24 protein-coding genes are annotated in these 24,694 nt (G+C 64.5%); 13 read left to right on the plus strand and 11 right to left on the minus strand.

Annotation, left to right across the window (positions count from 1 at the left end; translation table 11 throughout):
- Positions 1–54 precede the first annotated feature (54 nt).
- The 4 genes from ptsP (at position 55) to UB31_RS18660 (ending at position 5,616) form a co-directional block, all read left to right on the plus strand.
- Positions 55–2,322 carry a phosphoenolpyruvate--protein phosphotransferase gene (ptsP, locus tag UB31_RS18645; protein WP_045011953.1) on the plus strand — a complete coding sequence of 756 codons (2,268 nt, stop codon included), beginning with the start codon at positions 55–57 and terminating at the stop codon, positions 2,320–2,322.
- Between the two features lie 58 nt (positions 2,323–2,380).
- Positions 2,381–3,466: a peptide chain release factor 1 gene (gene prfA, locus UB31_RS18650; RefSeq protein WP_045001258.1), complete on the plus strand. Its 1,086-nt coding sequence runs from the start codon at positions 2,381–2,383 to the stop codon at positions 3,464–3,466.
- A gap of 7 nt (positions 3,467–3,473) precedes the next feature.
- Entirely contained in the window at positions 3,474–4,355 is an 882-nt protein-coding gene (gene prmC / locus UB31_RS18655) for a peptide chain release factor N(5)-glutamine methyltransferase (protein ID WP_045011954.1), read from the plus strand.
- A gap of 463 nt (positions 4,356–4,818) precedes the next feature.
- Positions 4,819–5,616: a DUF4167 domain-containing protein gene (locus tag UB31_RS18660; protein WP_045011955.1), complete on the plus strand. Its 798-nt coding sequence runs from the start codon at positions 4,819–4,821 to the stop codon at positions 5,614–5,616.
- Between the two features lie 63 nt (positions 5,617–5,679).
- Here the strand turns inward: UB31_RS18660 and UB31_RS18665 are convergent, their stop codons facing one another.
- Positions 5,680–6,420, minus strand: a complete 741-nt coding sequence (locus tag UB31_RS18665) for a class I SAM-dependent methyltransferase (protein ID WP_045001261.1) — start codon at positions 6,418–6,420, stop codon at positions 5,680–5,682.
- Between the two features lie 108 nt (positions 6,421–6,528).
- Here UB31_RS18665 and gloB point away from each other — a divergent pair, with 108 nt between their 5' ends.
- Together gloB and UB31_RS18675 are read left to right on the plus strand one after the other, a co-directional pair.
- Entirely contained in the window at positions 6,529–7,296 is a 768-nt protein-coding gene (gene gloB, locus UB31_RS18670; RefSeq protein WP_045011956.1) for a hydroxyacylglutathione hydrolase, read from the plus strand.
- Between the two features lie 23 nt (positions 7,297–7,319).
- Positions 7,320–7,742 carry a cupin domain-containing protein gene (locus UB31_RS18675; RefSeq protein ID WP_045001263.1) on the plus strand — a complete coding sequence of 141 codons (423 nt, stop codon included), beginning with the start codon at positions 7,320–7,322 and terminating at the stop codon, positions 7,740–7,742.
- Between the two features lie 134 nt (positions 7,743–7,876).
- Here UB31_RS18675 and yddG read toward each other — a convergent pair whose 3' ends face one another.
- The 3 genes from yddG to UB31_RS18690 all read right to left on the minus strand — a co-directional run bounded on the left by yddG (position 7,877) and on the right by UB31_RS18690 (position 11,003).
- Positions 7,877–8,746 (minus strand): aromatic amino acid exporter YddG, encoded by an 870-nt coding sequence (yddG, locus tag UB31_RS18680; RefSeq protein ID WP_045011957.1) that lies wholly within the window; start codon positions 8,744–8,746, stop codon positions 7,877–7,879.
- A gap of 101 nt (positions 8,747–8,847) precedes the next feature.
- The gene (gene phbB, locus UB31_RS18685; protein WP_045001265.1) at positions 8,848–9,573 is read right to left on the minus strand and encodes an acetoacetyl-CoA reductase; all 726 of its coding nucleotides are present in this window, start codon (positions 9,571–9,573) and stop codon (positions 8,848–8,850) included.
- A 251-nt stretch (positions 9,574–9,824) separates the two neighbouring features.
- On the minus strand, positions 9,825–11,003 hold the full coding sequence (locus UB31_RS18690; RefSeq protein ID WP_045011958.1) for an acetyl-CoA C-acetyltransferase: 1,179 nt from the start codon (positions 11,001–11,003) through the stop codon (positions 9,825–9,827).
- A 303-nt stretch (positions 11,004–11,306) separates the two neighbouring features.
- Between UB31_RS18690 and phaR the strand changes: the two genes are divergently transcribed.
- A complete protein-coding gene (gene phaR / locus UB31_RS18695) occupies positions 11,307–11,903 on the plus strand; it encodes a polyhydroxyalkanoate synthesis repressor PhaR (RefSeq protein WP_045001267.1) in 597 nt (198 codons plus the stop codon).
- A 58-nt stretch (positions 11,904–11,961) separates the two neighbouring features.
- Here phaR and UB31_RS18700 read toward each other — a convergent pair whose 3' ends face one another.
- On the minus strand, positions 11,962–12,849 hold the full coding sequence (locus UB31_RS18700) for a branched-chain amino acid aminotransferase (RefSeq protein WP_045012019.1): 888 nt from the start codon (positions 12,847–12,849) through the stop codon (positions 11,962–11,964).
- Positions 12,850–13,007: 158 nt separating this feature from the next.
- On the opposite strand from UB31_RS18700, the gene UB31_RS18705 reads away from it, so the two are divergent.
- Positions 13,008–13,943, plus strand: coding sequence for an alpha/beta hydrolase (locus tag UB31_RS18705; RefSeq protein WP_045001268.1), 936 nt, complete (start codon positions 13,008–13,010; stop codon positions 13,941–13,943).
- A 45-nt stretch (positions 13,944–13,988) separates the two neighbouring features.
- Here the strand turns inward: UB31_RS18705 and UB31_RS18710 are convergent, their stop codons facing one another.
- A complete protein-coding gene (locus UB31_RS18710; RefSeq protein ID WP_045011959.1) occupies positions 13,989–14,237 on the minus strand; it encodes a hypothetical protein in 249 nt (82 codons plus the stop codon).
- Positions 14,238–14,607: 370 nt separating this feature from the next.
- On the opposite strand from UB31_RS18710, the gene UB31_RS18715 reads away from it, so the two are divergent.
- The gene (locus UB31_RS18715; RefSeq protein ID WP_045011960.1) at positions 14,608–16,191 is read left to right on the plus strand and encodes a sensor domain-containing diguanylate cyclase; all 1,584 of its coding nucleotides are present in this window, start codon (positions 14,608–14,610) and stop codon (positions 16,189–16,191) included.
- Between the two features lie 15 nt (positions 16,192–16,206).
- Here the strand turns inward: UB31_RS18715 and UB31_RS18720 are convergent, their stop codons facing one another.
- From UB31_RS18720 to UB31_RS18735, 4 genes are all read right to left on the minus strand, one after another.
- Positions 16,207–16,767, minus strand: coding sequence for a carboxymuconolactone decarboxylase family protein (locus tag UB31_RS18720; protein WP_045011961.1), 561 nt, complete (start codon positions 16,765–16,767; stop codon positions 16,207–16,209).
- Positions 16,768–16,876: 109 nt separating this feature from the next.
- Positions 16,877–17,464 carry a peroxidase-related enzyme gene (locus tag UB31_RS18725; protein ID WP_045011962.1) on the minus strand — a complete coding sequence of 196 codons (588 nt, stop codon included), beginning with the start codon at positions 17,462–17,464 and terminating at the stop codon, positions 16,877–16,879.
- The gene (locus tag UB31_RS18730) at positions 17,461–17,952 is read right to left on the minus strand and encodes a CMD domain-containing protein (protein WP_045011963.1); all 492 of its coding nucleotides are present in this window, start codon (positions 17,950–17,952) and stop codon (positions 17,461–17,463) included. The genes UB31_RS18725 and UB31_RS18730 overlap by 4 nt, the downstream gene beginning before the upstream one ends.
- Positions 17,949–19,106: a PLP-dependent cysteine synthase family protein gene (locus UB31_RS18735; RefSeq protein WP_045012020.1), complete on the minus strand. Its 1,158-nt coding sequence runs from the start codon at positions 19,104–19,106 to the stop codon at positions 17,949–17,951. The genes UB31_RS18730 and UB31_RS18735 overlap by 4 nt, the downstream gene beginning before the upstream one ends.
- 86 nt (positions 19,107–19,192) lie before the next feature.
- Between UB31_RS18735 and UB31_RS18740 the strand changes: the two genes are divergently transcribed.
- From UB31_RS18740 to UB31_RS18750, 3 genes are read left to right on the plus strand one after another with little or no spacing between them, the layout of a single operon-like run.
- The gene (locus UB31_RS18740) at positions 19,193–20,173 is read left to right on the plus strand and encodes a LysR family transcriptional regulator (RefSeq protein WP_045012021.1); all 981 of its coding nucleotides are present in this window, start codon (positions 19,193–19,195) and stop codon (positions 20,171–20,173) included.
- A complete protein-coding gene (locus UB31_RS18745; RefSeq protein ID WP_045011964.1) occupies positions 20,170–21,630 on the plus strand; it encodes an NAD(P)-binding domain-containing protein in 1,461 nt (486 codons plus the stop codon). Before UB31_RS18740 ends, UB31_RS18745 begins: the two co-directional genes overlap by 4 nt.
- Positions 21,631–21,655: 25 nt before the next feature.
- Entirely contained in the window at positions 21,656–22,960 is a 1,305-nt protein-coding gene (locus tag UB31_RS18750; RefSeq protein ID WP_045011965.1) for a citrate-proton symporter, read from the plus strand.
- Positions 22,961–22,966: 6 nt separating this feature from the next.
- On the opposite strand, the gene UB31_RS18755 is transcribed toward UB31_RS18750, so the two are convergent.
- Positions 22,967–23,431: an Lrp/AsnC family transcriptional regulator gene (locus UB31_RS18755; RefSeq protein ID WP_045011966.1), complete on the minus strand. Its 465-nt coding sequence runs from the start codon at positions 23,429–23,431 to the stop codon at positions 22,967–22,969.
- A 163-nt stretch (positions 23,432–23,594) separates the two neighbouring features.
- On the opposite strand from UB31_RS18755, the gene UB31_RS18760 reads away from it, so the two are divergent.
- A complete protein-coding gene (locus UB31_RS18760; protein ID WP_045001299.1) occupies positions 23,595–24,608 on the plus strand; it encodes a 1-aminocyclopropane-1-carboxylate deaminase in 1,014 nt (337 codons plus the stop codon).
- The last annotated feature ends 86 nt before the right edge of the window (positions 24,609–24,694 follow it).

The raw sequence follows: 24,694 nt of genomic DNA on the forward strand, positions 1-24,694 counted from the left end.
TTCGGGCGAGCCGCCGGAGCCCCTTTCGGGTCCGGCTGACGGAGGAGATTGACGGTGCGGAGCGCGTCGGGAGGTCCCCGCGTCTTGTTGAGACGGCTCCGCGAAACCATGGCGGAGCAGGTCTCGGCCCAGGAGCGGCTGGACAAGATCGTGGTGCTGATCGCCGCCAACATGGTGGCCGAGGTGTGCTCGGTCTATGTGCTGCGCGTCGACAACACGCTCGAGCTCTACGCCACCGAAGGCCTCAATCGCGAGGCGGTGCACCATACCGTGCTGAGCGCCCATGAGGGTCTGGTCGGCCTCGTCGCCAGCGAGGCGACCCCGCTCAATCTGAACGACGCGCAGAGCCATCCGGCCTTCTCGTTCCGCCCGGAGACCGGCGAAGAAATCTATCACTCCTTCCTCGGCGTGCCGATCTTGCGGGCCGGCAACACGCTCGGCGTGCTGGTGGTGCAGAACCGCGCCAAGCGCACCTATGTCGAGGAAGAGCTCGAGGCGCTGCAAACTACCGCCATGGTGCTGGCGGAGCTGATCGCCTCCGGTGAATTGTCCGCACTCGCCCAGCCGGGCGCTGAGCCGGCCGCGCGCCATTCGACGCAGAAGGCCGGCGCGATTCTCTCGGAAGGCATCGCGCTCGGCCATGTCGTGCTGCACGAGCCGCGCGTCGTCATCAAGGACTACATCGCCGAGGACCTGCCGAAGGAAATCAAGCGGCTCGACACCGCGCTCGCCAAGCTGCGCTCGGACCTCGACCGCATGCTTGAGCGCGGCGACGTCGCCGAGGGCGGCGAGCACCGCGACGTGCTCGAAGCCTACCGCATGTTCGCCAACGACCAGGGCTGGTCGCACAAGCTGCACGAGGCGGTCGCCACCGGCCTCACGGCGGAAGCCGCCGTCGAACGCGTGCAGTCCGACACCCGCGCTCGCATGCTGCGCGTGACAGATCCCTATTTGCGCGACCGGCTGCACGATCTCGAGGATCTCGGCTACCGCCTGATGCGGCAGCTGGTCGGACAGGACCACGCGCCATCGCGCGAGCAAATGCCCGACAACGCAATCGTCATCGCGCGCGCGATGGGACCGGCGGCGCTGCTCGACTATGACCGCAAGCGCCTGCGCGGCATCGTGCTGGAGGAAGGCACCGCCAATTCCCATGTCTCGATCGTGGCGCGTGCGCTCGGAATCCCTGCGGTCGGCGAGGTGCCGAACGCGACGGGCATCGCCGACCCCGGCGACGCCATCATCGTCGACGGCACCTCGGGTGCGATCTATGTGCGCCCGTCGCAGGAGATCGAGGCGGCCTATGCCGAGCGCGTGCGCTTTCGCGCTCGCCGCCAGGCGCAGTATCTGGCGCTGCGCGACCGGCCCTGCGTCACCAAGGACGGCCAGAAGGTCGAGCTGATGATCAATGCGGGTCTCGCCATCGACCTGCCCCATATCGAGGACACCGGCAGCGCCGGCATTGGCCTGTTCCGCACCGAGCTGCAGTTCATGGTCGGCCAGAGCCTGCCGCGCACCAGCGACCAGCTTGCGCTCTATCGCACCGTGCTGGATGCGGCAGGCCACAAGCCCGTCACCTTCCGTACGCTCGACATCGGCGGCGACAAGGCGCTGCCCTATATGGAGACCGTGATCGAGGAAAATCCCGCGCTCGGTTGGCGCGCGATCCGGCTCGGGCTCGACCGTCCCGGCCTGTTGCGCGGCCAGATCCGCGCACTGCTGCGCGCCGGCGGCGGCCGCGCGTTGCGCGTGATGTTCCCGATGATCTCGGAGGTCGCCGAGTTCGATGCGGCGAAGGCGCTGGTCGAGCGCGAGCTCACTTATCTGCGCCAGCATGGCCACACGCTGCCGGAGCGGATCGATATCGGCACCATGGTCGAAGTGCCGGCGCTGCTCTACCAGCTCGACGAGCTGCTGAAGAAGGTCGACTTCATCTCGGTCGGCTCCAACGATCTGTTCCAGTTCCTGTTCGCGGTCGACCGCGGCAATGCCAAGGTCTCCGAGCGCTTCGACACCATGTCGGCGCCGATCCTGCGCGTGCTGCGCGAGATCGCGTGCAAAGCCAACGCAGCGAAGAAGTCAGTGTCGCTCTGTGGCGAGATGGCCTCAAAGCCGATCGGCGCGCTGGCACTGATCGCGATGGGCTATCGCTCGCTGTCGCTTTCGGCGACAGCGCTCGGCCCGGTCAAGGCGATGGTGATCGATCTCGATTCGAAAAAGGCCGAAGCGATGCTCGGCCCGTTGCTGGATGCGCCGGCCGGCAGCGTCTCGATCCGGCAGAAGCTGACGGAATTTGCCGAGGCCGAGGGCTTGGCGTTGTAGCGGGCCCGTCCGCCCGCCTTCGCCGCCTCGCCTCCTTCCGCCATTTGAGACCATACCGATGTCGTCACTCCCCGAAGCCAAACTGGACGTCCTGCTCGCGCATCACGCCTCGCTCGAGGCCGAATCGCTCGGCCAGCTCTCCTCCGAGCGCTACGTGCAGGTCACGCGCGAGCTCGCCGAGATCGGCCCGCTGATCGAGGCGGTGAAGGCCTATCGTTCTGCCGTCAAAGAACTCGCCGACACCGAGGCGCTGATCGCCGATCCCACCACGGATGCCGAGATGCGCAGCATGGCGGAGTCCGAACGCGCAGAGCTCAACCCGAAGATCGAAGAACTGGTCCAGAAGATCCGCGTCGCGCTGCTGCCCAAGGACGCCATGGACGACCGCAACGTGGTGCTGGAAATCCGCGCCGGCACCGGCGGCGACGAGGCCTCATTGTTCGCCGGCGACTTGTTCCGGATGTACGAGCGCTTCGCGAGCCTTCAGGGCTGGAAGGTGGAGGTAATCTCGGCGAGCGAGGGCACCGTCGGCGGTTACAAGGAAATCATCGCGGAGGTGCAGGGTCGCGGCGCGTTCTCAAAACTGAAATTCGAGTCCGGCGTGCATCGGGTGCAGCGCGTGCCTGACACCGAGACGCAGGGGCGCATTCACACATCCGCGGCGACCGTCGCCGTGATGCCGGAGGTCGAGGAGGTCGACATCGACATCAAGAACGACGATTTGCGGATCGAGACCATGCGCGCGGGAGGCGCCGGCGGCCAGCACGTCAACAAGACCGAATCGGCGATCCGCATCACCCATATCCCGACCGGCATCGTCGTGATGATGCAGGACAGCCGCTCGCAGCACAAGAATCGCGCGTCCGCCATGAACATCCTGCGCTCACGCATCTACGACGCCGAGCAACAGCGCGTCGACGCGGCACGCTCGGCCGAGCGCAAGGAGAAGGTCGGGTCCGGCGACCGCAGCGAGCGCATCCGCACCTATAATTTCCCGCAAGGACGCGTCACCGACCACCGCATCAATTTGACCCTCTACAAGCTGCCGCAGGTGATCGCGGGCGAAGCAATCGGCGAATTGATCGACGCGCTGACCACCGAGCACCAGGCAGCCCAGCTCGCCGCGCAAGGCGCGGCGGCGTGACCGGCGCGTGAGCAATCCCTTCACCGGACAGCCAATCGAGAGCGCACGGCGCGGGCTCGCCGCGCAATTGAGATCGGCGCAGCTCGACGAAGCCGAGCTCGACACCCGCATCCTGCTCGGTGCCGCGCTTGGTCTCGATCTGACCGGCCTGATTGCGCAGGCCGCCCGCGCCCTCACCGAAGCCGAGGCGTCGCAGCTCGCACAATATGCGCAGCGTCGCATCGCCGGCGAGCCGGTGGCGCGCATTCTCGGCGTGTGCGAGTTCTGGGGTTTGCCGTTGCGACTGTCGGAAGCAACCCTGATCCCGCGTCCCGATACCGAGACGGTGGTTGAGCATGCGCTCGAACTTTTTCGCGAGCAGCCCACATCCCATCGCCCGCGCATCGCCGACATCGGCACCGGGTCCGGCGCGATCCTGCTCGCGCTGCTGCACGAGATTCCGGCTGCCTTCGGCGTCGGCACCGATCTCAGCCTCACCGCGCTCGGCACTGCCGGGGCCAATGCCGCCGCTCTCGGCCTTGCCGACCGCGCGGCCTTCGTCGCCTGCTCCTATGCGGCGGCGCTCTCGGGCCCGTTCGATCTCATCGTGTCGAATCCACCCTATATTCCCTCAGCTGAAATCCCGAAATTGAGCGTCGAAGTCCGCGAGCACGATCCGCATCTGGCGCTCGATGGCGGCAACGACGGATATGATGCCTACCGCGCCTTGATCCCCCAGGCGGCTGAGCGGCTCGCCCCCGGCGGAGCGCTGATCGTCGAGGCCGGACAGGGTCAGGCGCGAAATATTGAAACCTTGATGACCGCCGCCGCGTTATCGGTGGACAGACCGCCCAAGGCTGACCTGGCGGGCATCCCGAGGGCCGTTTCGGCCCGAAAAATGCCTCCATAAAAGCCGGATTGGGCTCCAAAAAACCTCTTGGAATATCCGGTTGGAACGACTACGTTCTTCCCAACATATCGGTGTCGGCCCCGTGGACTTACGGGCGAAAGCCGGGCTCTCAAGCGAGAGCTTCACTGATTTAAGGTTCCATGCCGCAGGTTCTGTTAAGCGCGATGGCCCATTGAGGTACGCTGCTTTCCGACCGCAACGTGAACGAAAGCCTGATATTGCGCGCGAAGATTAACGCAAGAAACCAGGGCTTGTTTTGGCAGGCAAAATGAATGGGTTCGCTGGCGATGAATGCTGGCGGGTGGGGAACGCGTCCTTGTTGAACGCGACGGTCGACGAACATCGGCAGGGTCTAATCCGCTCTCGCGTGCGCTGCGCGCGAGACATGTGAACCGCTGTCATTGGGTCACTCACAGCAATCAGTAATGCGTGCAACCTTTAGGGCTGGAATTAAAGGCAGGACATGAGAAACGGTCAGAACAAGCAGCGGATGCGCAACCGCAACAACAACAACAACAGCAATAATAACAACAACAATCACAACCGGCGCGGCCAGAACCCGATGACCCGGGTCTACGAATCGAACGGGCCCGACATCAAGATCCGCGGCACCGCCTCGCACATCGCCGAGAAATATCTCCAGCTCGCGCGCGATGCGCGCTCCGCATCAGGCGACCCGGTTGCTGCCGAAAACTACTACCAGCACGCCGAGCACTATTTCCGCCTGATCGCGACGGCTCAGGAGCAATTCCGCCAGAACCAGCAGCCGCGCGGCGACGAGCCTGTCAACAACAGCAGCGACGACGGCGAGGACGACGGCGAGAATTTCTCGAACTTCGGCCAGGAGCCGGGCTTCGTTCCGCAGCCGCCCCAGCAGCAGCAGCCTTATGTGCGCGACGGCCAGCGCGAGCAGCAGCGTGATTTTCAGCAGCGGGACAACCAACCCTATCAGCGTGAGAACCAGCAGCCGCGCGAGCACCGCGAGCGCGACCACCGTCCGCAGCCGCAATATCAGCCCCAGCCGCAACCGCCGAACCAGCCGCAGCCTGTCGTCGTCGCTGAAGCCGGCAACGTCGATCGACTGCCCTCCTTCATCACCGGCCCGCAGCCGCAGCTGAACGGCGGCCAGGGCGCTGGCGTGGAAGGCGGTGGTGCCGGCGAGCGCTTCCCGCGGCGACGCCGCCGGCCGCATGCCGGCCCTCGCCCCGAGCGCGAGGCGGCTCCGGCCGCTTCCGGCGACGATCTCGCCCCCAGCGAGTAAGCCGCAGCGTTTCTTCTGATGTCCTGAACTGCATCGTCCCGGCCTCGCCGGGACGATTTGCTTTTAAGTGCGCGTCACTGTCGAGGACGGCACCAGAACCGGCTTCAACGAGGGAATCAACCGCGCCCGTTCGCGCTTGGCCGGGATCGCCCGATAGACCTGCTTGGTGGCCTCGACGATGTGGACGCCGGCAAAGGGCAGCGACAGCGCCGCACCAGCGCGCTCCCACATCTGCGCTGATTTGAGCACCCAGCCGCCGGCATAAGGCGGCATGAACAGCGCCTCGCCCCACGAGGTCGGCGTGAACCAGGTCTGGCGCAACAAATCCGTGATCTGCGAACGCGAATAGGGCCGGCCGTGTCCGAACGGCGTACTGTCGGTCCGGGTCCACACGCCGCGCCGGTTCGGGATCACCGCGATGACGCGGCCGGATGGCGACAGCACCCGCCACACCTCGCGCAGGAGCGCGGCCGGATCGTCCGACATCTCCAGTGCGTGGACCAGCAGGATGCGGTCCACCGCGGCGTCGGGAAGCGGCAGCGAGAATTCGTCGACCAGCGAGGCCAGCGCGGGGCGTCCCGTCGGCCATTTCAACACGCCCTGGGCCGCCGGCATGAAGGCGATGCAGCGCTCAGCGTCCTCGCGGAACAGCCCGAGATAGGGCGTGGGATAGCCGATGCCGAGCACGCGCTGACCTTCAGCGCTCGGCCAGCGCTCCCTGAGGCCGCGATTGATCATTTGCCGCGCCACGATCCCGAGGCGGCGGGAATAAAACTCGCGGAGGTCGACGACATCGATGGTCATGACGGCAATGTAACATGCACAAGGCGGCGGCCGCGCGCCGAATATTGCATTGCCTGCGCAACGTTAACGCCATATTTGTCTGACGGGGCTGAGCCCGATGGAGATGTCATGGCCGCCGAAATTCGTACTTTCACCTGTTTAAACGACAATTTCGGTTATCTGATCCACGATGTGGAAACCAAGGCAACGGCGTCGATCGACGCGCCGGAGGCCGGTCCCATCCTCAACGCGCTGGAGCGCGAGGGCTGGCAGCTCACCGACATCCTGATCACCCATCATCATGGCGATCATGTCGGGGGCGTCGCCGAACTCAAGCAAAAATACAATTGCCGCGTCGTCGCGCCGCATGACAAGACGACGAAGATTGCGAACGTCGACCTGCGCGTCGCCAATGCCGACGTGGTCAAGATCGGAAACCTGCTGGCGCGCGTGCTGGAAACACCCGGCCATACGCTCGACCACATCTCCTACGTGTTCGACACCGAGAAGACGCTGTTTGCCGCCGACACGCTGTTCTCGATCGGCTGCGGCCGCGTGTTCGAGGGCAACTACCCGATGATGTGGGACTCGCTTCTGAAGCTGCGTGCCCTGCCCGACGACTTCAAGCTCTATTGCGGCCACGAATACACCGCCTCCAACGTCAAGTTCGCGCTCACCGTCGAGCCCGACAATGCGGCGCTCCAGGCACGCGCGACGGAGGTGGCGAAGCTCCGGGCGGAGAACAAGCCGACCATTCCCTCACTGCTTGGTGATGAGAAGCGAGCAAATGTGTTCCTCCGCGCTGATGAACCCTCGGTCGCAGCCAGGCTACACATGAAGGGTGCGGATGCCGCCACGGTGTTCAGCGAGCTGCGCGAGCGCAAGAACAAATCCTGAAGACCAAATTCTGACAGGGATCGATGCCGACCGCAGCCGAGATCATCGCACGCCTCGAACTCCGCCCGCATCCCGAAGGCGGGCATTACCGCGAGACCTTTCGCGACCAGACCACGGACGCCAACGGCCGCTCGCGCTCGACCCTGATCTATTTTCTGCTCGCCCGCGGCGAGCGCTCGCACTGGCATCGCATCGATGCGGTCGAGATCTGGCATTACTATGCCGGAAGCCCTTTGGCGCTGCGCATCGCGCACGATGGCTGCTCCCAGCACGAGGTACGCCTCGGCACGGATCTCTTGAGCGGCGAGCGGCCCCAGGCGATCGTTCCGGCCGATGCCTGGCAGATGGCGGAAACCACCGGCGAATGGACGCTGGTCGGCTGCACGGTGGCGCCGGCCTTCGAGTTCGCAAAATTCGAGCTCGCGCCGAAAGGCTGGGAGCCGTAGCGAATTGTCGTTCCGGGGCGCCGCATAGCGGCGAGCTATGATGCGCAATTGCGCATCTGAGAATCCATCTCACCACCAATGACGCGGACAAATGGATTCCGGGCTCGATGCTACGCATCGCCCCGGAATGACGGTCACCGCTTCCGCAGCACCATGTCCTTCGCCGCGATCAGGCCGCCGCCGGCGATCAGGATCGCGGCGAGGGCGATATTCGCGCTCGCTTTCGCAAAGCCGGCCGCGATGAGGAATCCCGTCGAGAGCAGCGGCGTTGCGTAGGAGGCGGCGCCGAGCACACGGATATCGCCGCGCTTCATGCCGATGTCCCAGGCGTAGAACGCAGCACCAACGGGACCGATACCGAGCGCGATGACGGAGAGCCATTCCAGCGTCGTCTCCGGCCATACCGTAGTCTCGAGCGCGGCATGCATCAGCGCGGCGAGTGCAGCGGTGGCCAGACAAAATCCCGCGACCGCATCGGTCGGCACCGCCTTGAGCCGGCGCGACAGCACCGAATAGGTTGCCCACACGAACGCGGCGATGAAGGCCGCGATCAATCCTGGCAACTGGCCCGGCGCGAAGCCGGAGGTGTTGCCGGCGAGCAGCAACACGGTGCCGACGAGGCCGAGCACGGCGCCGATGATGTGATGCACGGCCAACCGCTCGCCCGGCAGCAACGACGAGAACAGCACGATCAAGAGCGGCCAGAGATAATTCAGCAAGCCTGCTTCAGCCGGCGGCGCAAAGCGGAGTGCCAGGAAATACAGCGCGTGATAGCCGAACAATCCACCGACGCCGACCGCCCATACAACGAGCGGCTGACGCAAGCTCCTGGCCGCCTCACCGCGGCCGATCCAGGTGAGGAGGCCGACGAGGCCGCCGATCGCAAAGGTCATCGCGGCAAGCTGGAACGCCGGGATCTTTCCCGTCGCCACCGTCATCACGGAGAGCAGCGACCACATCAGGATCGCGGTCAGTCCGATCAGGGTGGCAGTGCGCGGATTCATCGATCGAAAGGCTCTGAGGACACGGATGCCCGGCACGTGGCCGGGCATGGCGTCTTCATTATCGTCTTGTCGCGCCTGAAGCTACATGCTTGGCGGCTCTATCAGGCGTGATACTGGCCGCCATTGATGGTCAGCGTCGAGCCGGTGATGAAGCCGGCCTCGTCTGCCGCAAGGAACACCACGGCGCGCGCAATCTCCTCGGGCTCGCCAAGGCGGTTGACCGGGATCTGCGGGATCACGTTCTTCTCCAGCACCTCCTTCGGCACAGCCTGCACCATCTCGGTGTTGATGTAGCCCGGCGCGATGGCGTTGACGGTGATCCCAATCTTGGCATTCTCCAGCGCAAGCGCCTTGGTGAAGCCGATGTCGCCGGCCTTGGCCGCGGAGTAGTTGACCTGGCCGAACTGTCCCTTCTGGCCGTTGATCGATGAGATCGAGATGACGCGGCCGAACTTGCGGGCGCGCATGCCTTCAATCACCTGGCGTGTCATGTTGAACAGCGAGCCGAGATTGGTGTTGATGACGGCGTTCCACTGATCGAGCGTCATCTTGTGGAAGGGGGTGTCGCGGGTGATGCCGGCATTGTTGACGAGCACGTCGACGGGACCGAGATCGGCCTCGACCTGCTTGACCCCCGCCGCGCAGGCATCGAACGACGCGACGTCCCATTTGTAGACGGCAATCCCCGTCTCAGCCTTGAACTTCTCCGCCGCCGTATCATTACCGGCGTAGCTCGCCGCGACCTTGTAGCCGGCCGCCTTCAGCGCCTTGCTGATCGCAGCTCCGATGCCCCGCGTACCACCCGTCACCAATGCAACACGTGCCATATCGTATTCCTTCCCTTGGACTCTTCGGACGTTTCTGAGTGATGGTTTTTAACGGTGGATTATGGGGCAGGTTTGACGGACATCAAGAACAAAACGCCCGGCATCGAGCCGGGCGTTTCTCTTTAGTCGAGGCTTGCACGATTGCGAAGAATATTTGATTTGCAACCGCCGCCTTTTTAATCGCGTGCAACGCACTCACTCATGTGTGCAGCGCACGCGCAAATTACACGTAAGTTACGCGTAAGCTGTCTTCAGTCGCGCGCGATACACATCGCGATGCCCATACCGCCGCCGATGCACAGCGTGGCGAGGCCCTTCTTCGAATCGCGCTTCTGCATCTCGTGCAGCAGCGTGACCAGCACGCGCGCGCCGGAGGCGCCGACCGGATGGCCGATTGCGATCGCGCCGCCATTGACGTTGACCTTGGAGGTGTCCCAGCCGAGATCCTTGTTGACGGCGCAGGCCTGCGCCGCGAAAGCCTCGTTGGCCTCGATCAGGTCGAGGTCGCCGACGCTCCAGCCGGCCTTCTTCAGCGCGGCACGCGAGGCCGGGATCGGGCCCGAGCCCATGATCTTCGGATCGACGCCGGCCTGCGCCCAGGACACGATGCGCGCGAGTGGCTTCTTGCCTTCCTTGGCGGCCTGCTTAGCCGTCATCAGCACCACGACGGCGGCGCCGTCATTGATGCCTGAGGCCGAACCCGCGGTGACCGTGCCTTCTTTCTCGAAGGCTGGCTTGAGCTTCGCCATCCCGTCGAGCGTTGCGCCGTGACGCGGATATTCGTCGGCGCTGACGACGATGTCGCCCTTGCGGGTCTTGATGGTGACGGGGACGATCTCGTCGTTGAACTTGCCGGCCTTCTGCGCCGCCTCTGCCTTCTGCTGCGAGGCGACCGCGAATTCGTCCTGCTGGGCGCGAGTGATCTGCCACTGCCGCGCGACGTTCTCGGCGGTGTTGCCCATGTGGTAGCCGTTGAAGGCATCCCACAATCCGTCCTTGATCATGGTGTCGACGAACTCGACCGGGCCCATCTTGACACCGCCACGCAGGTACTGCGCGTGCGGGGCCATGCTCATGGATTCCTGGCCGCCGGCAACCACGATCTCGGAATCGCCGTTGAGCAGCGCCTGGTAACCGAGCGCGACCGTACGCAGGCCCGAACCGCAAAGCATGTTCACGCCCCAAGCCGGGCTCTCGACCGGAATGCCGGAAGCAATCGAGGCTTGGCGGGCCGGGTTCTGGCCCTGAGCGGCAGTCAGGATCTGGCCCATGATGACTTCGGAGACCCGACCGGGCTCGATGCCGCCGCGCTCGAGCGCAGCCTTGATGGCGATCGCGCCGAGATCGTGGGCTGGAAGGGTCGCGAACGCTCCGTTGAAGCTTCCGACCGGGGTGCGGGCGGCGCTGACGATGACGACATCGTCTGACATGGGCATCTCCTGGGGTTGAATGGGGGCAGACGGGGCTGGGAAAAGGCTCGCCAGTCTCGAATGGCATCCTGTTAACGTCGTTGAGGCATGTCAATCGGCTGGTGACCGAATTCATGCCGCAGCGCATTCAAAATAGCGTTCTTGGCGATTTCGCAAGCACGTTTTTGCTGTGCAATTAACCGTGCCGCACAAAACGGTAGCGTACCCCCTTTGAAAATGCTTATTTTGTTGCGTTGCGTACTCTTCCCGCCCTGCGGCATAGCCCGCCGGGTTCCCGTTCTCAGTGTTTGCAAGTGAGAGCCCATGGCGAAATCAGACCAACCCACCACCATCAAAAAATACGCGAACCGCCGGCTCTATAACACCGGAACGAGCACCTATGTGACGCTGGAAGACCTCGCCTCCATGGTCAAGGACGGTGAAGATTTCCTGGTCTACGACGCCAAGTCCGGTGACGACATCACCCGCTCCGTGCTCGCCCAGATCATCTTCGAGCAGGAGAACAAGGCCGGCCAGAACCTGCTGCCGACCACCTTCCTGCGCCAGCTGATCCGCTTCTACGGCGACAGCATGCAGATGGTGGTGCCGAAATATCTCGAGCAGGCCATCGCGTCGCTGACCCAGGAGCAGGAAAAGTTCCGCAAGCAGATCGCCACCTCGCTCTCCGGAACCCCGTTTGCCCCGCTGGAAGAACAGGTCCGCCGCAACATGGAGCTGTTCCAGCAGACCTTCTCGATGTTCAAGCCTTTTGTCCCCACCGCGGGCCGCCCTGCGGGCACGCCGGAGCCGGAACTTGACGCCAGCGCCGAGCCGGCCAAGGACACCAACATCGACGATCTGCGCCAGCAGATGAAGGACATGCAGGAACGCCTCGAGAAGATGTCGAAGAAGGACGAATAGTCTTTCGTTCACTTGGCGGCTTGGGTCCTGGCTTTCGCCAGGATGACGGTGGGGGAAGCTACGCCGCCAGCTTCACCGCATGCGCGAAATCCCAATAGAGCTTGCGCGCTTTCGTGTAGAGCGGCCCGGGCTTCAGCTCGCGCTGGTCAATACGAATCACAGGCGAGACCTTTGCAAAGTTGCCGGTGGAAAAGATTTCGTCGGCGGCGAGGAAGTCGGCATAGCGCAACGTCTTTTCGATCACAGTGACGCCGTCGGCACGGAGCAGGCCGATGACGCGCTGGCGCGTGATGCCGTTGAGGAACGTGCCGTTCGGCACCGGCGTGAAGACCACACCGTCCTTGGCCATGAACACGTTGGAATTGCCGAACTCCGCGACGTTGCCGAGCATGTCGAGCATCAGCGCGTTCTGGAAGCCGCGCGAGGCGGCTTCGGCTAGCGCCCGCGAATTGTTCGGATAAAGGCAGGCCGCCTTTGCCTCGACCGGCGCACATTCGGCGGTGGGCCTGCGGAACGGCGACAGCGTGATCGCGTTGCCGACCGGCTTCGGCAGCGGCGCCTCGTAGATGCACAGGCACCAATTGGTGGTCTCGGGGTCGAACAGCACGCCGCCGCCGGCGCCGTTCTGCGCCCAGTACATCGGGCGGACATAGAGCTCGGCATTCGCTGCGAAGCGCGCAATGCCTTCGTTTGCGAGCGTGAGCCAGGTGCCGGCATCGACCACCGGCTTAAGGCCAAAGTTGATCGCGGATTGATTGGCGCGGGCGACGTGGCGGTCGAGATCGGGCGCGACACCTTCGAACGCGCGTGCACCGTCGAACACCACCGAGCCGAGCCAGGCCGCATGCGTGCGCGGCCCCATGATCGGCACGTTGCCGTCATGCCATTGGCCCTCGAAGAAGGTCCAGCTCGGCGAATATTCGATGGGTTTCTTGATCTCGGCCATGACCGGCATCCCTTGGAAATATTGGGCACTATTCTCCCAATGTCTAAAGGATTTCCTGCGGGAATGGCACCCTCCCCTGGAGGGTCAGCGACAGTGCGGAGGCGGCATCAAATCGAGCACAAAGCGGCTATAATGCGGATTACGTTACGGAGTTTTCCATGCCGCTCGACCCGCTCGCCAAGCGCTTGTTGACCATGATGGCTGCGGCCGCACCGCAGACGCCGAGTCGGCCGAGCGTCGAGGCGCGGCGGCAGTCGCTGGCAAAGCTGATGCAATTCGCGCGCACTGATGCGCCGGATGTGACGACGTCCGACGGCACGCTTCCCGGTCCCGGCGGAAAACGTCCCTATCGGCTATACACACCCCCGAGCGCCGGTGAGCGCGCGCCGGGCTTCGTGTTCTTTCATGGCGGCGGTCTGGTCGCCGGCAGCGTTTTGACGCACGACCGTATCGCGGCGGCGCTCGCACATGCGACCGGCTGCCGTCTCGTCTCGGTCGACTACCGACTCGCACCCGAGCACAAATTTCCCGCCGCCGTGGACGATGCCATTGCGGCGACCGAATGGGTGGCGCGCGAAGCCTCGTCCCTCGGCATCGATGCCGAGCGGCTGGTGATCGGCGGCGATTCCGCAGGCGCCACGTTGGCTGCGATCGTGTGCCAGGAGGCGCAGCAAAGCGCCGGCCTGTCGATCGTCGCGCAATGCCTGATCTGTCCTGTGCTGGATTTCGAGGAGACCTCGCCCTCGCGCGAGGCGTTCGCCGAAGGTTATTTGATCGATCGCGCCACGATCGAGGCGGATCTCGCCGACTACCTGCCGGACGGCATCGATGCCGCCGATCCCCGCATCTCGCCGCTGCGCGCGACGCGGCTTGCGGGCCTGCCGACCGCGATCATCCACACCGCCGAATTCGACCCGATGCGCGACGAAGGCAATGCCTATGCCCGCAAGCTGCTTACAGCCGGCGTCGCCGTCGAGCACGTTTGCCACGACGGCATGGTTCACAATTTTCACGCCATGGGCGCGATCCTGCCGCAGGCGCAGCTCGTGCTGTCGCAGATCGGTGAGCAGGTGCGGCGCGCAGTCGCAAGGTGAGGTGCGACGCTCCCCTTAGCCCTCACCAGAGAAGGGAAGATGGCATCACGCCCGCGCGTTGAGCACAGCTCTTGCCGCCACGACGTATTCCGGCCAATGCCCGTCCGCGTAACGTTCGGCCTGGCGTTCGCAGGTGACGTCGGGCGCATGCGCCGCCGCGATCATCCGTGCAAAATGCTCTTCGGCCACCGTCGTATCGTCAGCCACGGGCGCCGGCGTCGCGGCGGCAAGTGCGGTCGGAGCAACCGCGAGCCCCGCCAGTCCGGCAAGCAGGATGCGGCGTGACGTCTTCATGGCTATCGTCCTTCATTGTCCGGCCTGCACTCTGGCCGGCGAGTGTGTCAGTGCGATCACGGCAGGGTAACCGCGCACAACGGTGCCGTCCATCGCTTGACGCTGCGGACGCCGCTCTATGCCGTGCGCAACAGACCGCGGTCTTGGTGGATTTTCGGTAAAACGCCGCTTCCGCATTTTCACGGATGCCAACGCAAGGGCAACAACCGCCTGTCGTTGATGATGAAGGGCTTTTCGCGTTTCAGCGCGCACGTACATGGTGCCCGACGCGTGAACCAATTGTTAGCCCTCCCGCGCGATTGCCCTCCGCCTTACCTCTCGGCAAATAAGCTTGCGACAGACTGGGCCGGCTTCGTCAGGGAGGTTGGGAATGCCCCGTTTGGTGTCGGAACGAACGTTTCTGGCCGGAAAGATCATCTTCAACTTCGGTCAATCGACCATCGATTGCGTCGTGCGCCGAATGTCAGAAGACGGCGCGACACTGGAGATGCAGAGCAGCCTCGGCGTGCCCGAACGATTCCACCTCAGGCTCGCAAGCCAGGAGATCATCTCCTGCCGCGTGCTCTGGCGGTCGGACCGCCAGGTCGGGGTCGCACTCGGAGCGGAAGATCATGTCGAACCCAAAACCGAGAATGAGCCCGGGCGGAGCGCCGACTCGCTGCTGCGCGGGCAGATGCTTGCGCTTCGCGCGGCACTCGATTTCGTCCCGCTCGGCATCGTGCTGCTCGATGCCAATCTCCGCGCGCAGTTGATCAACCGCGCGTTTCGGCGGATGTGGCTGTTGCCGGATGAAGTTGCCAACAGCAATCCGTCTTTTGCGACGCTGATGCACCATGGCCGCGATACGCTCGCCTATGAGGTTCCGCCGGCCGAGCTTGAAGCCTATGTCGCCGAGCGTGTCGGTCAAATACAGGCGGGTGATGCGTCCCCACGCGATCTGCGCCGCTCCGGCGGCGACGTCATTCGCATGCAATGCACGCCGCTGCCTGACGGCGGGCGGATGCTGACCTATACGCCCGTCACCGACATCGTGCGCTATTCTGACGAGTTGAAGTTGTTGCGCGACGCACTCGAGAATGTCGAGGACGGCGTGCTGTTGCTCGACCGCGATCTCAACGCCAGCTTCATGAACCGGCGAATGCGGCGGTTCTGGGAGGTGAGTGAGCAAGAGGCCGCCGACCGCCCGACCTACGCATCGCTGGTAAGCCGGGCGCAGCGCGCGAGCGCGCCGGATCTGCCGGCGAACGAATTGACGAGGTTTCCCACCAAGCGCATCGCCGAAGTCAAGGCCGGCGATCATGTGCGCGACCTCCAGACGCCGGACGGGCGGCGAATCAGGGCCCATTGCACCACGATGTCGAATGGAGGTCGCATGTTGACCTATGTCGACATCACCGATCTCACCAACAAGGCCAATATGTTGGAGCGGCTCGCGACCACCGACCCGCTGACGGGCCTCTATAACCGCCGCCATTTTCTCGGCTCTCTCGATGCGGAATGGAGCCGCTTCCAACGCTACTACCGCTCCGTCTCGGTCCTGATGCTCGACATCGACCATTTCAAATCGGTCAACGACCGCTATGGTCACGCGGTCGGCGACGAGGCGATCAAGGCGGTTGGGGCTGCGTGCATCGCTGGCAAACGCAAGTCCGATCTCGTCGGTCGCCTTGGCGGCGAGGAATTTGCGGTCCTCCTGCCCGAGACCAGCCTGTCCCGTGCAAGGATGGTGGCCGAGCGCATCCGCAAGGGTGTGATGAGCTCGCAGATCTTTGCCGACAAGATTCAGTTCGGCCTTACCGTGAGCATCGGCATCGCGGAGGCCACCGTCAGCATGTCCGGCATCGACGCACTGATGGGCGCGGCCGATCATGCGCTCTATCAGGCCAAGGCCGAAGGCCGCAATCGCTGCATCTCCTGGGAGCCCCCGCTGCCTGCAAGCAAGGCGGCGGAGTGACCCTCGGAGCAGCTTCTACTCCGGCACCGGCACGTCGAATGTGTTCAGCGTGACCGAGACCATGCAGTAGACGCCGACGAGATAAGAGAGTTCGGCCGCGCCGTGCTCGCCGAACTCCTTCACCGCGGCCCGATAGGTCAGCTCCGGCAGTACGCCGCCGCTGACCAGCGCGGACGCCATGTCGTAGGCGACCGCCTCTTGCTTGGTGAGATCGACCGGCCGCTGTCCGGCAACGATGGTCGCGAGTTTTTCGTCGGATAGTCCGCGCTGCTCGGCGACCAGCACATGGGCATAGAGCTCGTAGCCGGAGCGGAAATGCGAACCGGTGACGAGGATCGCGACCTCGCGCACCGGCGCCGGCAGCAGGGGGTTCGACGCGATCGCCTTGACCAGCTCCCACACGGCCTTGCCGAAGCGCGGCTCGCGAATCCAGGGATTCCACGGACCGAGCAGCGCGCCGTCGTCGCGCATGTTCACGAAGCCCTTGAAGTGGTCCTTGATGCCGGCCTGCATGTCGTCATAGAGCGGCTTCTGTTCGGCACTCAGGTCTTTCGGATCGAGAATGGGAAGGCGCACGGCAGGATCTCCTCGTTGAGAGGATGCGAAGCTCGCGCGCGTGCACGCGCAAGGCAAGTGAAGTTGCCGTGACATTCGGTTCCCCGCGGGGACCGCCCGACAGCGTCGGTTACGGTGCCTCCTGGCGCGCCAGCGGCTCGCCCAGCGTATGCATCAGCCGGTTGGCCCAGCCGAAGATCGCGGCCGACAGCACGAGGTCAATCTGCTCGAGCTCGCTCAGCCCGGCCTCGCCCAGTGCGCGCGCATCATCGGCGCTCGCTTCGATCGGAGTCGTTGAGAGTTTTGTGGCGAAATTGAACAGTGCCTGCTGGCGCGCCTCCAGCGTGGCATCGCGCTCGTCGGCAAAGATCTCTTCAACGACGTCGTTGCGCCCGGAGTAACTGATGAAGCGTGAGGCGTGAACGGCGGCGCAATAGATACAGCGGTTGACGACCGAGGCACTCAGCGCGCCGAGCTCGCGCTCGGCCGGAGACAAGCCGTCCTTGCCATACATGATGAGGTTGAACAGCGGCGAGCGCACCGCAAGCGATTCCGGGTCATGCGCCAGCGTCAGCACGTAAGGCGAGACGCCCTTGTTGGACGGCGTGACCTTCATCGCTGCGAGCTGCTCGGATGTCGCCGAGGCGAGCTCGACCGGCGTGACATAGGGCGACCAGATCGGGATCGTGACGGTGAAGCTGTGGACGATTTCGCTCATCGGGCTTCGACCTCTTTCAGGAGCTTGAGGCCGGCCAGGACCCGCAGTTGGTAGTTCACGAAGGCGGCGAGCTCGGACAGCCGCACGATATCGGCCTCGCTGGCGCCAGCCGCCTTCAGCGACACGATGTCCTGCCGCGTCGCCTCGCGCGGCGACAGCGTCAGCAGGTCGGTGTGGCGGGCCATGGCATCGTGCAGAGGATCGCCGCACACGCCGTCGGGCCGGGCGAGCGTAGCCAAGTCGAGATCGCTCGCATGCGCCAGATAGGATTCGTAATGCGCGGTCAGCGCCTCGTCGCCGACATGCCGGCACATCCGCGCCGCGAGTGCCGCCCGCAAGCCGTGGCTCAGTCCGCCGGGCTCACGCGGCAGCAGCACCGCGTCATGGGCGGCTTCGCTCAGGCGCAAAATCTCGGCACGCGCAAGCAGAGCCTGGCCGAGCCGTGACGCCACGGGCACACCGGCAATGGTTTCGATCAGCGTGGTCAAGCAGCACTCCGTGGGCTCTGTGGATTGGGGACGTCCTCGACGGCGAGCGCCAGCGGCTGCGCCGTATCCAGGAACGACGACAAGGCAGCTTCGAACGGCACCGGATCGAGGCCGCGGGCGTTCAGCCATGCGGGATCATAATAGGTCTGCCGGTAGCGCTCGCCGGAATCGCAGATCAGCGTGACCAGCGATCCGTTTTGGCCGGCGCTGCGCATCTCCGAAGCAATGCGGCACAGCGCCAGGAAATTGGTGCCGGTCGAGCCGCCGACAGACCGGCGCAGCCGGCGCGACAGCACATTCATCGCCGCGATCGTCGCCACATCCGGGATCTTCATCATGCGGTCGACGACGCCCGGCACGAAGGAGGGTTCGCAGCGCGGACGGCCGACGCCTTCGATCAGTGACGGCCGCTCGCAAACATGGGAGCGGTCCTGCGAACGGAAGCAGTCGAAGAAGGCGGAATGCTCGACATCGGCGACGCACAGCCGCGTCGGATACTGGCGATAGCGCAAATAGCGTCCGATGGTGGCCGACGTGCCGCCGGTGCCGGCGCCCATCACGATCCAGTCCGGCAGCGGGCGAGGCTCGCCCTTCAATTGCGTGAAGATCGACTCGGCGATGTTGTTGTTGCCGCGCCAGTCGGTGGCACGCTCGGCGAAGGTGAACTGATCCATGTAGTGGCCGTTCAGGCGGGTGGCGAGCGCGGCAGCCTCCGCATAGAGCGTGCGGCCGTCGTCGATCAGATGGCAATTGCCGCCATAGTGGGTGATCGCGGCGATCTTCTCCGCCGACGTCGTGCGCGGCATCACGGCGTAGAAGGGCACGCCGATCATCTGCGCGAAATAGGCTTCCGACACCGCGGTCGATCCCGACGAGGCCTCGATGACAGGCGTGCCTTCGCGGATATGGCCGTTGCAGAGCGCGTAGAGGAACAGCGAGCGCGCCAGCCGATGCTTCAGGCTGCCGGTCGGATGCGTGGACTCGTCCTTCAGATAGATGTCGATGCCGGCGAGCGCCGGCACGATCAGCCGGATCAGATGGGTGTCGGCGGTGCGGCACTGGTCGGCCTCGATCGCGGCCACGGCCTCGTCCACCCAGCCGCGCTGATAGGCCGGTCCGGCCGGATTGTGCTGGCGAAAGGGGGGCGGCTCCATCGGCATGACCTGAACCTCTCATAATACTTCTTGCACATCAAGAAATATTGTTCATTCTATATCCACATAATACAAACGATATGGCCATGAACCAGGACGTTATCGACATCCGCCTTCTCGAGGCCTTCGCCGCCGTGATGTCGGCCGGCAGCATCACCGGCGCGGCGCGGCTGCTTGGCCGTTCGCAGCCGGTCGTGACGCGTCAGATCCAGGATCTCGAGGCTGACGTCGGCTATCTCCTGTTCACCCGGAACGGCCCGCGCATCAGCCCGACGTCGAAGGGCGTGCTGTTTCATGCCGAGGTCGAGCGGCTGCTGATGGGCTTGAAGCACATCCGCCAGCGCGCCAATGCGATCGGCGCGGGTGCGCTTCCGGTTCTAAGTCTGGCGGCGATCCCGGCACTGGCAGCCGGCTTCGTCCCGGCCGCGCTTGCAGCGCTCGAACGCGAGTTGCTGCCAAGCCAGGTCCACGTGCAGGCGCTCTCGGCCGAGAACGTCGTGCAATCGGTGCTGTCGCAGTCGGTCGATTTCGGCCTTGCGAGCCTGCCGATCCAGCATCCCGGGCTCGACGTGCAGTGGGTCTGCGAGGTGCCGTGCGTCGCGTGCCTCGCGATGGATCATCCGCTGGCGAAGAAGAAGGTCATTCGCCTGAAGGATCTCGGCGGCGTCCGGTTGCTGACGATGGCCAACCCCTACCGGCTGCGCCGCCGCGTGGAGGAAGCGCTGGAGCGCGAGGGTGTCGTGCCCGCTGAGGTCATCGACACCAACGCTTCACTGACCGCGATCGCCATGGCGAAGCAGTCGCTCGGCATCGCCGTGGTCGAGCCGGTGCTGACCTCCAGCCTGCCGGTGGAGGGCGTCGTCACCCGGCCCCTGGACGTATCCATTCCCTTCCTGTTCGCCGCGATTGCGCCGACCGGGCGCGAGCTGACGCCGACGGTTGCCGCGCTCAACGACGCACTGCGCGCCGCGGTCGCGCTGATGCCCGGCGCGAGGCTGCATAGCGGTGCCGCCGCGCTGGCCGAGGCCGGCGACGAAACCAGTGAATTCGAGAAAGCCCCCTCATGACGACGATGACACCTGACGCGGCAGGCCTCGCGGCTCTTGAAGAGCGCCTGAAGCAGGATCTGGCTTGGCTCGAACTGCCCACCAAGTCATGGGTGCCGCGCCGTGTCGTCGATGGCGCGGGCGTCGTCGACGTCGTCATCGTCGGCGCCGGCATGGCCGGCCTCGTCGCCTCCGCCATGCTCAGGCGCCTCGGTGTCGACAACCAGCTCGTGCTCGACCGCGCGCGGGCCGGCGAGGAAGGTCCCTGGGTCACGTTCGCCCGGATGCGGACGCTGCGCTCGCCCAAGGAATTGACCGGACCCGCGATGGGCATGCCGGCACTGACCTTCCGCGCCTTCTACGAGGCACAATATGGCAAGCAAGCCTGGCAGGCGCTCGACCGCGCGCCGCGCACGATGTGGATGGATTACCTGATCTGGTACCGCAAGGTGCTGGGTCTGCCGGTCCGCAACGGGGTCTCGGTCGAGCGAATCGACGCGCGCCCCGATGGCCTGTTCGCACTCGACGTCAGCGAGGACGGTGCGTCGCGACAGATTCTCGCGCGCCATGTCGTGCTGGCGACGGGCCGCGACGGCCTCGGCGGCGCTTACGTGCCGCCGCTCGTCGATGGCATCGACCGGCGTTTCTGGGCACATTCCTCCGCCGCCATCGACTTCGAGAGATTTCGCGGCAGACGCGTTGCAGTCGTCGGCGCGGGCGCATCCGCGATGGACAACGCAGCGATCGCGCTGGAAGCCGGCGCAGCGCGCCTCGACCTCTTCATCCGGCGCGCGGACATCCCGCGCGTCAACAAGTTCACCGGCATCGGCAGCCAGGGCGTCGTGCACGGCTTTGCCGGCCTGACGGATGATTGGAAATGGCGTTTCCTCGATCACACGCTGAAGGCGCAGACGCCACCGCCGCGCCAGAGCGTGCTGCGCGTCTCCGCCTATCCGCAGGCGCATTTTCATCTCGCAAGCCCCATCAATGATCTCGTCGTCGAACGAGATCATCTCATGCTGACGACGCCGAAGGGTCGCTACGCGACCGATTTCATCATCTTCGGCACGGGCTTCAAGGTCGACCTCGCGTTGCACGACGAGCTTGCCGCCTTCGCGCCGCATATCCGGTTCTGGCGCGACCGCTTCCCGACGCCTGCCGGCATGGACAATGCGGAGCTGGAGAACTCGCCAGACCTCGGCGACAGCTTCCAGTTCCTGGAGAAGGAGCCCGGCGCCTGCCCGATACTGGCGCGGCTGCACTGCTTCAACTATCCGGCGACGCTCAGCCACGGAAAACTCTCCGGCGATATCCCTGCGATCAGCGAGGGCGCCGACCGGCTCGCGCGCGGCATCGTCGGCCGCCTGTTCGTCGAGGATCGCGAGATCCATTTCGCCAGCCTCAAGGCGTTCGCCACGCCGGAACTCGCCGGCGACGAATGGCAGGATGCCGACGCCACCCATCAACCCGCCGAATAGGCCGAACCGGACAGGCAAGCGAGAGATGCAAACGAACAGAAAAGCCATCGCGGCCGCGATCGCCGGCAATGCGATGGAGTGGTACGATTTCACGGTGTTCGCGCTGATGACACCGGTCATCAAGAACCTGTTTTTTCCGGTCGACCCGAAAGTTCCGGGCAGTGAGATCAACGCGCTGCTGCTGACCACCGCGCTATTCGGCTCCGGCTTCTTCATGCGGCCGATCGGCGGCCTCGTGCTCGGCTATTTCGGCGATCGCAAGGGCCGGAAGGCGGCGATGACGCTCGGCATGGGCATCATGGCGCTCTCCGTCGCGCTGTTGGCATTGACGCCGACCTACGCCACGGCCGGCATTGCGGCGCCGCTGATCGTGCTGCTGGCGCGGCTGTTGCAAGGCTTTTCGGTCGGCGGCGAGTTCGGCACCTCGACCGCCTATCTGATCGAAGCGGCGCCTCCCGGCCGCACCGGCTTCTATGGCTCGTGGCAAATCGCGGGCCAGCTCATGGCCAACGTGCTCGGCGCAGTGCTGGGCGTCGCCCTGACGCTGACGTTCACGCAGGAGCAGCTTGCCGCCGGCGCCTGGCGCATTCCCTTCTTCGTCGGCCTCGTGATCGTTCCGATCCTGCTCTATATGCGCGCCAGCGTCATCGAGCCCGAATCCTCCCGGCGCAGCATGGCGACGGTGCACAAGGAAAGTTTCATCGCCGCGCTGAAGAATCCCGGCCGCAATTTCCTGATCGGCATGGGCATGGTGGTCGCGAGCGCCGTGTCGTTCTATGTCACCTTCGGCTACACCGTGACCTACGCCAAGGAGGTGCTGAAGCTGCCGCTGATGCAGAGTTTCCTGGTGCAGATGATCGCGGCGATCGTGATGGTGATCGTGGTGCCCGCGGCGGGCGCCATCTCCGACCGCTATCCGCGCAAGCCGCTGCTGCTGGTCTCGCTGATCGGCTATTTCGTCTCGCTCTATCCGCTCTATGCCTGGGTGATCTCCGAACCGTCGATCACAAAGCTCCTGATCGCCCAAGTCGTGATCGGCTTCTTCGGCGCCTTCTTCCTCGGTGTCTACTGCACCACGCTGGTCGAGCTGTTCCCGATCCGCATCCGCTCGACCGCGCTCGCGATCGTCAACAATGTCGCGGTGCTGGTGTTCGGCGGCTTCGCCCAGTTCTTCGTGACCTGGCTGATCGCCCTCACCGGCTCCCCGCTGGCGCCGATCTTCTATGTGATGATAGGCGTCGGGCTCGGGCTGATCGCGGTGATCGCGATGCGGCCGGAGGATGCCGGGCAGGAGCAGGTCGCGGACGGCGTCGTCGAACAGGCGTCGTGAAGTCGCTCAAAACTCCAGCGGCGCGTTGTCGACGACTTCCTTCATCACGAAGAAGGTGCGGGTCTGCCGCACACCGGGCAGCGCGATGAGCTGCTCGCCATGGATGCGGTTGAAATCCTCCATGTCGCCGACGCGGATCTTGAGGAAGTAATCGAAGTCGCCGGCGACGAGGTGGCAGTCGAGCACGAATTTCAGCTTGACGATCGCCTGCTCGAAGATGGCAAAACTCTCCGGCGTCGAGCGGTCGAGCACGACGCCGACCATCACCAGCGTGCCCTTCCCCACCTTCTTCGGCGCAACCATGGCGCGGACGGTGGCGATGAAGCCGTCCTCGACCAGGCGCTGGGTGCGGCGGTGGCAGGTGGCGGGGCTGATCGCGACGGTTTCGGCCAGCTCGGCGTTGCTCAGCCGGCCGTTATTTTGCAGCAATCTCAGCATCTTAAGGTCAGTGCGGTCGAGACGAGGCGACATGGAAGATACTTCCGTAATTGATGTTTAATACGGAAGAAGTATTAGCCAATGGCGATATTCTCGCAAGATATCGCGCAATATAGGCGCAATATTCGAGAGCACATTTTTCCAAGCCGATGCTAGTCACATCTCGAACACCAACGCCAATCGGGATGACCTGACGATGCTCGAGAAATTTGCGCGCTACCCGCTGACCTTCGGCCCCACACCCATCGAGAAGCTGGACCGGCTGTCAAAGCACCTCGGCGGCAATGTCGAAATCTATGCCAAGCGCGAGGACTGCAATTCCGGCCTCGCTTATGGCGGCAACAAGCTGCGCAAGCTCGAATACATCATTCCCGACGCGATCGCCTCCAACGCCGACACGCTGGTCTCGATCGGCGGCGTGCAGTCGAACCACACCCGCATGATCGCGGCGGTCGCCGCCAAGATCGGCATGAAGTGCCGCCTGGTGCAGGAAGCCTGGGTGCCGCACGAGGACGCGGTCTATGACCGCGTCGGCAACATCATGCTCTCGCGCATCATGGGCGCCGACGTTCGCCTGGTCGACGACGGCTTCGACATCGGCATCCGCAAGAGCTGGGAGCAGGCGATCGACGAGGTGAAGGCGGCGGGCGGCAAGCCCTACGCGATTCCGGCCGGCGCCTCCGTGCACAAATTTGGCGGGCTTGGCTATGTCGGCTTCGCCGAAGAGGTGCGCAAGCAGGAAGCCGAGCTCGGCTTCAAGTTCGACTACATCGTGGTCTGCACCGTGACCGGCTCGACCCATGCCGGCATGCTGGTGGGCTTTGCTGCCGACGGCCGCGCGCGAAAGGTGATCGGCATCGATGCGTCGTTCACGCCGGCGCAGACCAAGGCGCAGGTGCTCTCGATCGCCCAGAACACCGCGAAACTCGTCGAGCTCGGCAAGGACATCGTTGCAGACGACGTCGTGCTGATCGAGGACTACGCCTATCCCGCCTATGGCGTGCCGTCGGAGGAGACCAAGGAGGCGATCCGCCTCTCCGCACGGCTCGAAGCCATGATCACCGACCCCGTCTACGAGGGCAAGTCGATGCAGGGCCTGATCGACCTGACCCAGAAGGGCCATTTCGAGAAGGGCGCGAAGATTCTGTACGCTCATCTCGGTGGCGCGCCGGCGCTGAACGGCTATGGGTACGCGTTCCGGAACGGCTGAGGCATAAGGGAAGCGGGACGACTCTCGCCTCCTCATCTTGTAGCCCGGATGGAGCGAAGCGTAATCCGGGACTCGCACAATACGGA

This window comes from Bradyrhizobium sp. LTSP849, assembly GCF_000938255.1.
Taxonomy (GTDB): Bacteria; Pseudomonadota; Alphaproteobacteria; order Rhizobiales; family Xanthobacteraceae; genus Bradyrhizobium.

Excerpts from the sequence above, each read along its gene's own strand:
- prfA (WP_045001258.1), top strand. The coding sequence starts at position 2,381 with ATGTCGTCACTCCCCGAAGCCAAACTGGACGTCCTGCTCGCGCATCAC.
- UB31_RS18660 (WP_045011955.1), top strand. The coding sequence starts at position 4,819 with ATGAGAAACGGTCAGAACAAGCAGCGGATGCGCAACCGCAACAACAAC.
- UB31_RS18665 (WP_045001261.1), bottom strand. The coding sequence starts at position 6,420 with ATGACCATCGATGTCGTCGACCTCCGCGAGTTTTATTCCCGCCGCCTC.
- gloB (WP_045011956.1), top strand. The coding sequence starts at position 6,529 with ATGGCCGCCGAAATTCGTACTTTCACCTGTTTAAACGACAATTTCGGT.
- UB31_RS18675 (WP_045001263.1), top strand. The coding sequence starts at position 7,320 with ATGCCGACCGCAGCCGAGATCATCGCACGCCTCGAACTCCGCCCGCAT.
- yddG (WP_045011957.1), bottom strand. The coding sequence starts at position 8,746 with ATGAATCCGCGCACTGCCACCCTGATCGGACTGACCGCGATCCTGATG.
- phbB (WP_045001265.1), bottom strand. The coding sequence starts at position 9,573 with ATGGCACGTGTTGCATTGGTGACGGGTGGTACGCGGGGCATCGGAGCT.
- UB31_RS18690 (WP_045011958.1), bottom strand. The coding sequence starts at position 11,003 with ATGTCAGACGATGTCGTCATCGTCAGCGCCGCCCGCACCCCGGTCGGA.
- phaR (WP_045001267.1), top strand. The coding sequence starts at position 11,307 with ATGGCGAAATCAGACCAACCCACCACCATCAAAAAATACGCGAACCGC.
- UB31_RS18700 (WP_045012019.1), bottom strand. The coding sequence starts at position 12,849 with ATGGCCGAGATCAAGAAACCCATCGAATATTCGCCGAGCTGGACCTTC.
- UB31_RS18705 (WP_045001268.1), top strand. The coding sequence starts at position 13,008 with ATGCCGCTCGACCCGCTCGCCAAGCGCTTGTTGACCATGATGGCTGCG.
- UB31_RS18710 (WP_045011959.1), bottom strand. The coding sequence starts at position 14,237 with ATGAAGACGTCACGCCGCATCCTGCTTGCCGGACTGGCGGGGCTCGCG.
- UB31_RS18715 (WP_045011960.1), top strand. The coding sequence starts at position 14,608 with ATGCCCCGTTTGGTGTCGGAACGAACGTTTCTGGCCGGAAAGATCATC.
- UB31_RS18725 (WP_045011962.1), bottom strand. The coding sequence starts at position 17,464 with ATGAGCGAAATCGTCCACAGCTTCACCGTCACGATCCCGATCTGGTCG.
- UB31_RS18735 (WP_045012020.1), bottom strand. The coding sequence starts at position 19,106 with ATGGAGCCGCCCCCCTTTCGCCAGCACAATCCGGCCGGACCGGCCTAT.
- UB31_RS18740 (WP_045012021.1), top strand. The coding sequence starts at position 19,193 with ATGAACCAGGACGTTATCGACATCCGCCTTCTCGAGGCCTTCGCCGCC.
- UB31_RS18745 (WP_045011964.1), top strand. The coding sequence starts at position 20,170 with ATGACGACGATGACACCTGACGCGGCAGGCCTCGCGGCTCTTGAAGAG.
- UB31_RS18750 (WP_045011965.1), top strand. The coding sequence starts at position 21,656 with ATGCAAACGAACAGAAAAGCCATCGCGGCCGCGATCGCCGGCAATGCG.
- UB31_RS18755 (WP_045011966.1), bottom strand. The coding sequence starts at position 23,431 with ATGTCGCCTCGTCTCGACCGCACTGACCTTAAGATGCTGAGATTGCTG.
- UB31_RS18760 (WP_045001299.1), top strand. The coding sequence starts at position 23,595 with ATGCTCGAGAAATTTGCGCGCTACCCGCTGACCTTCGGCCCCACACCC.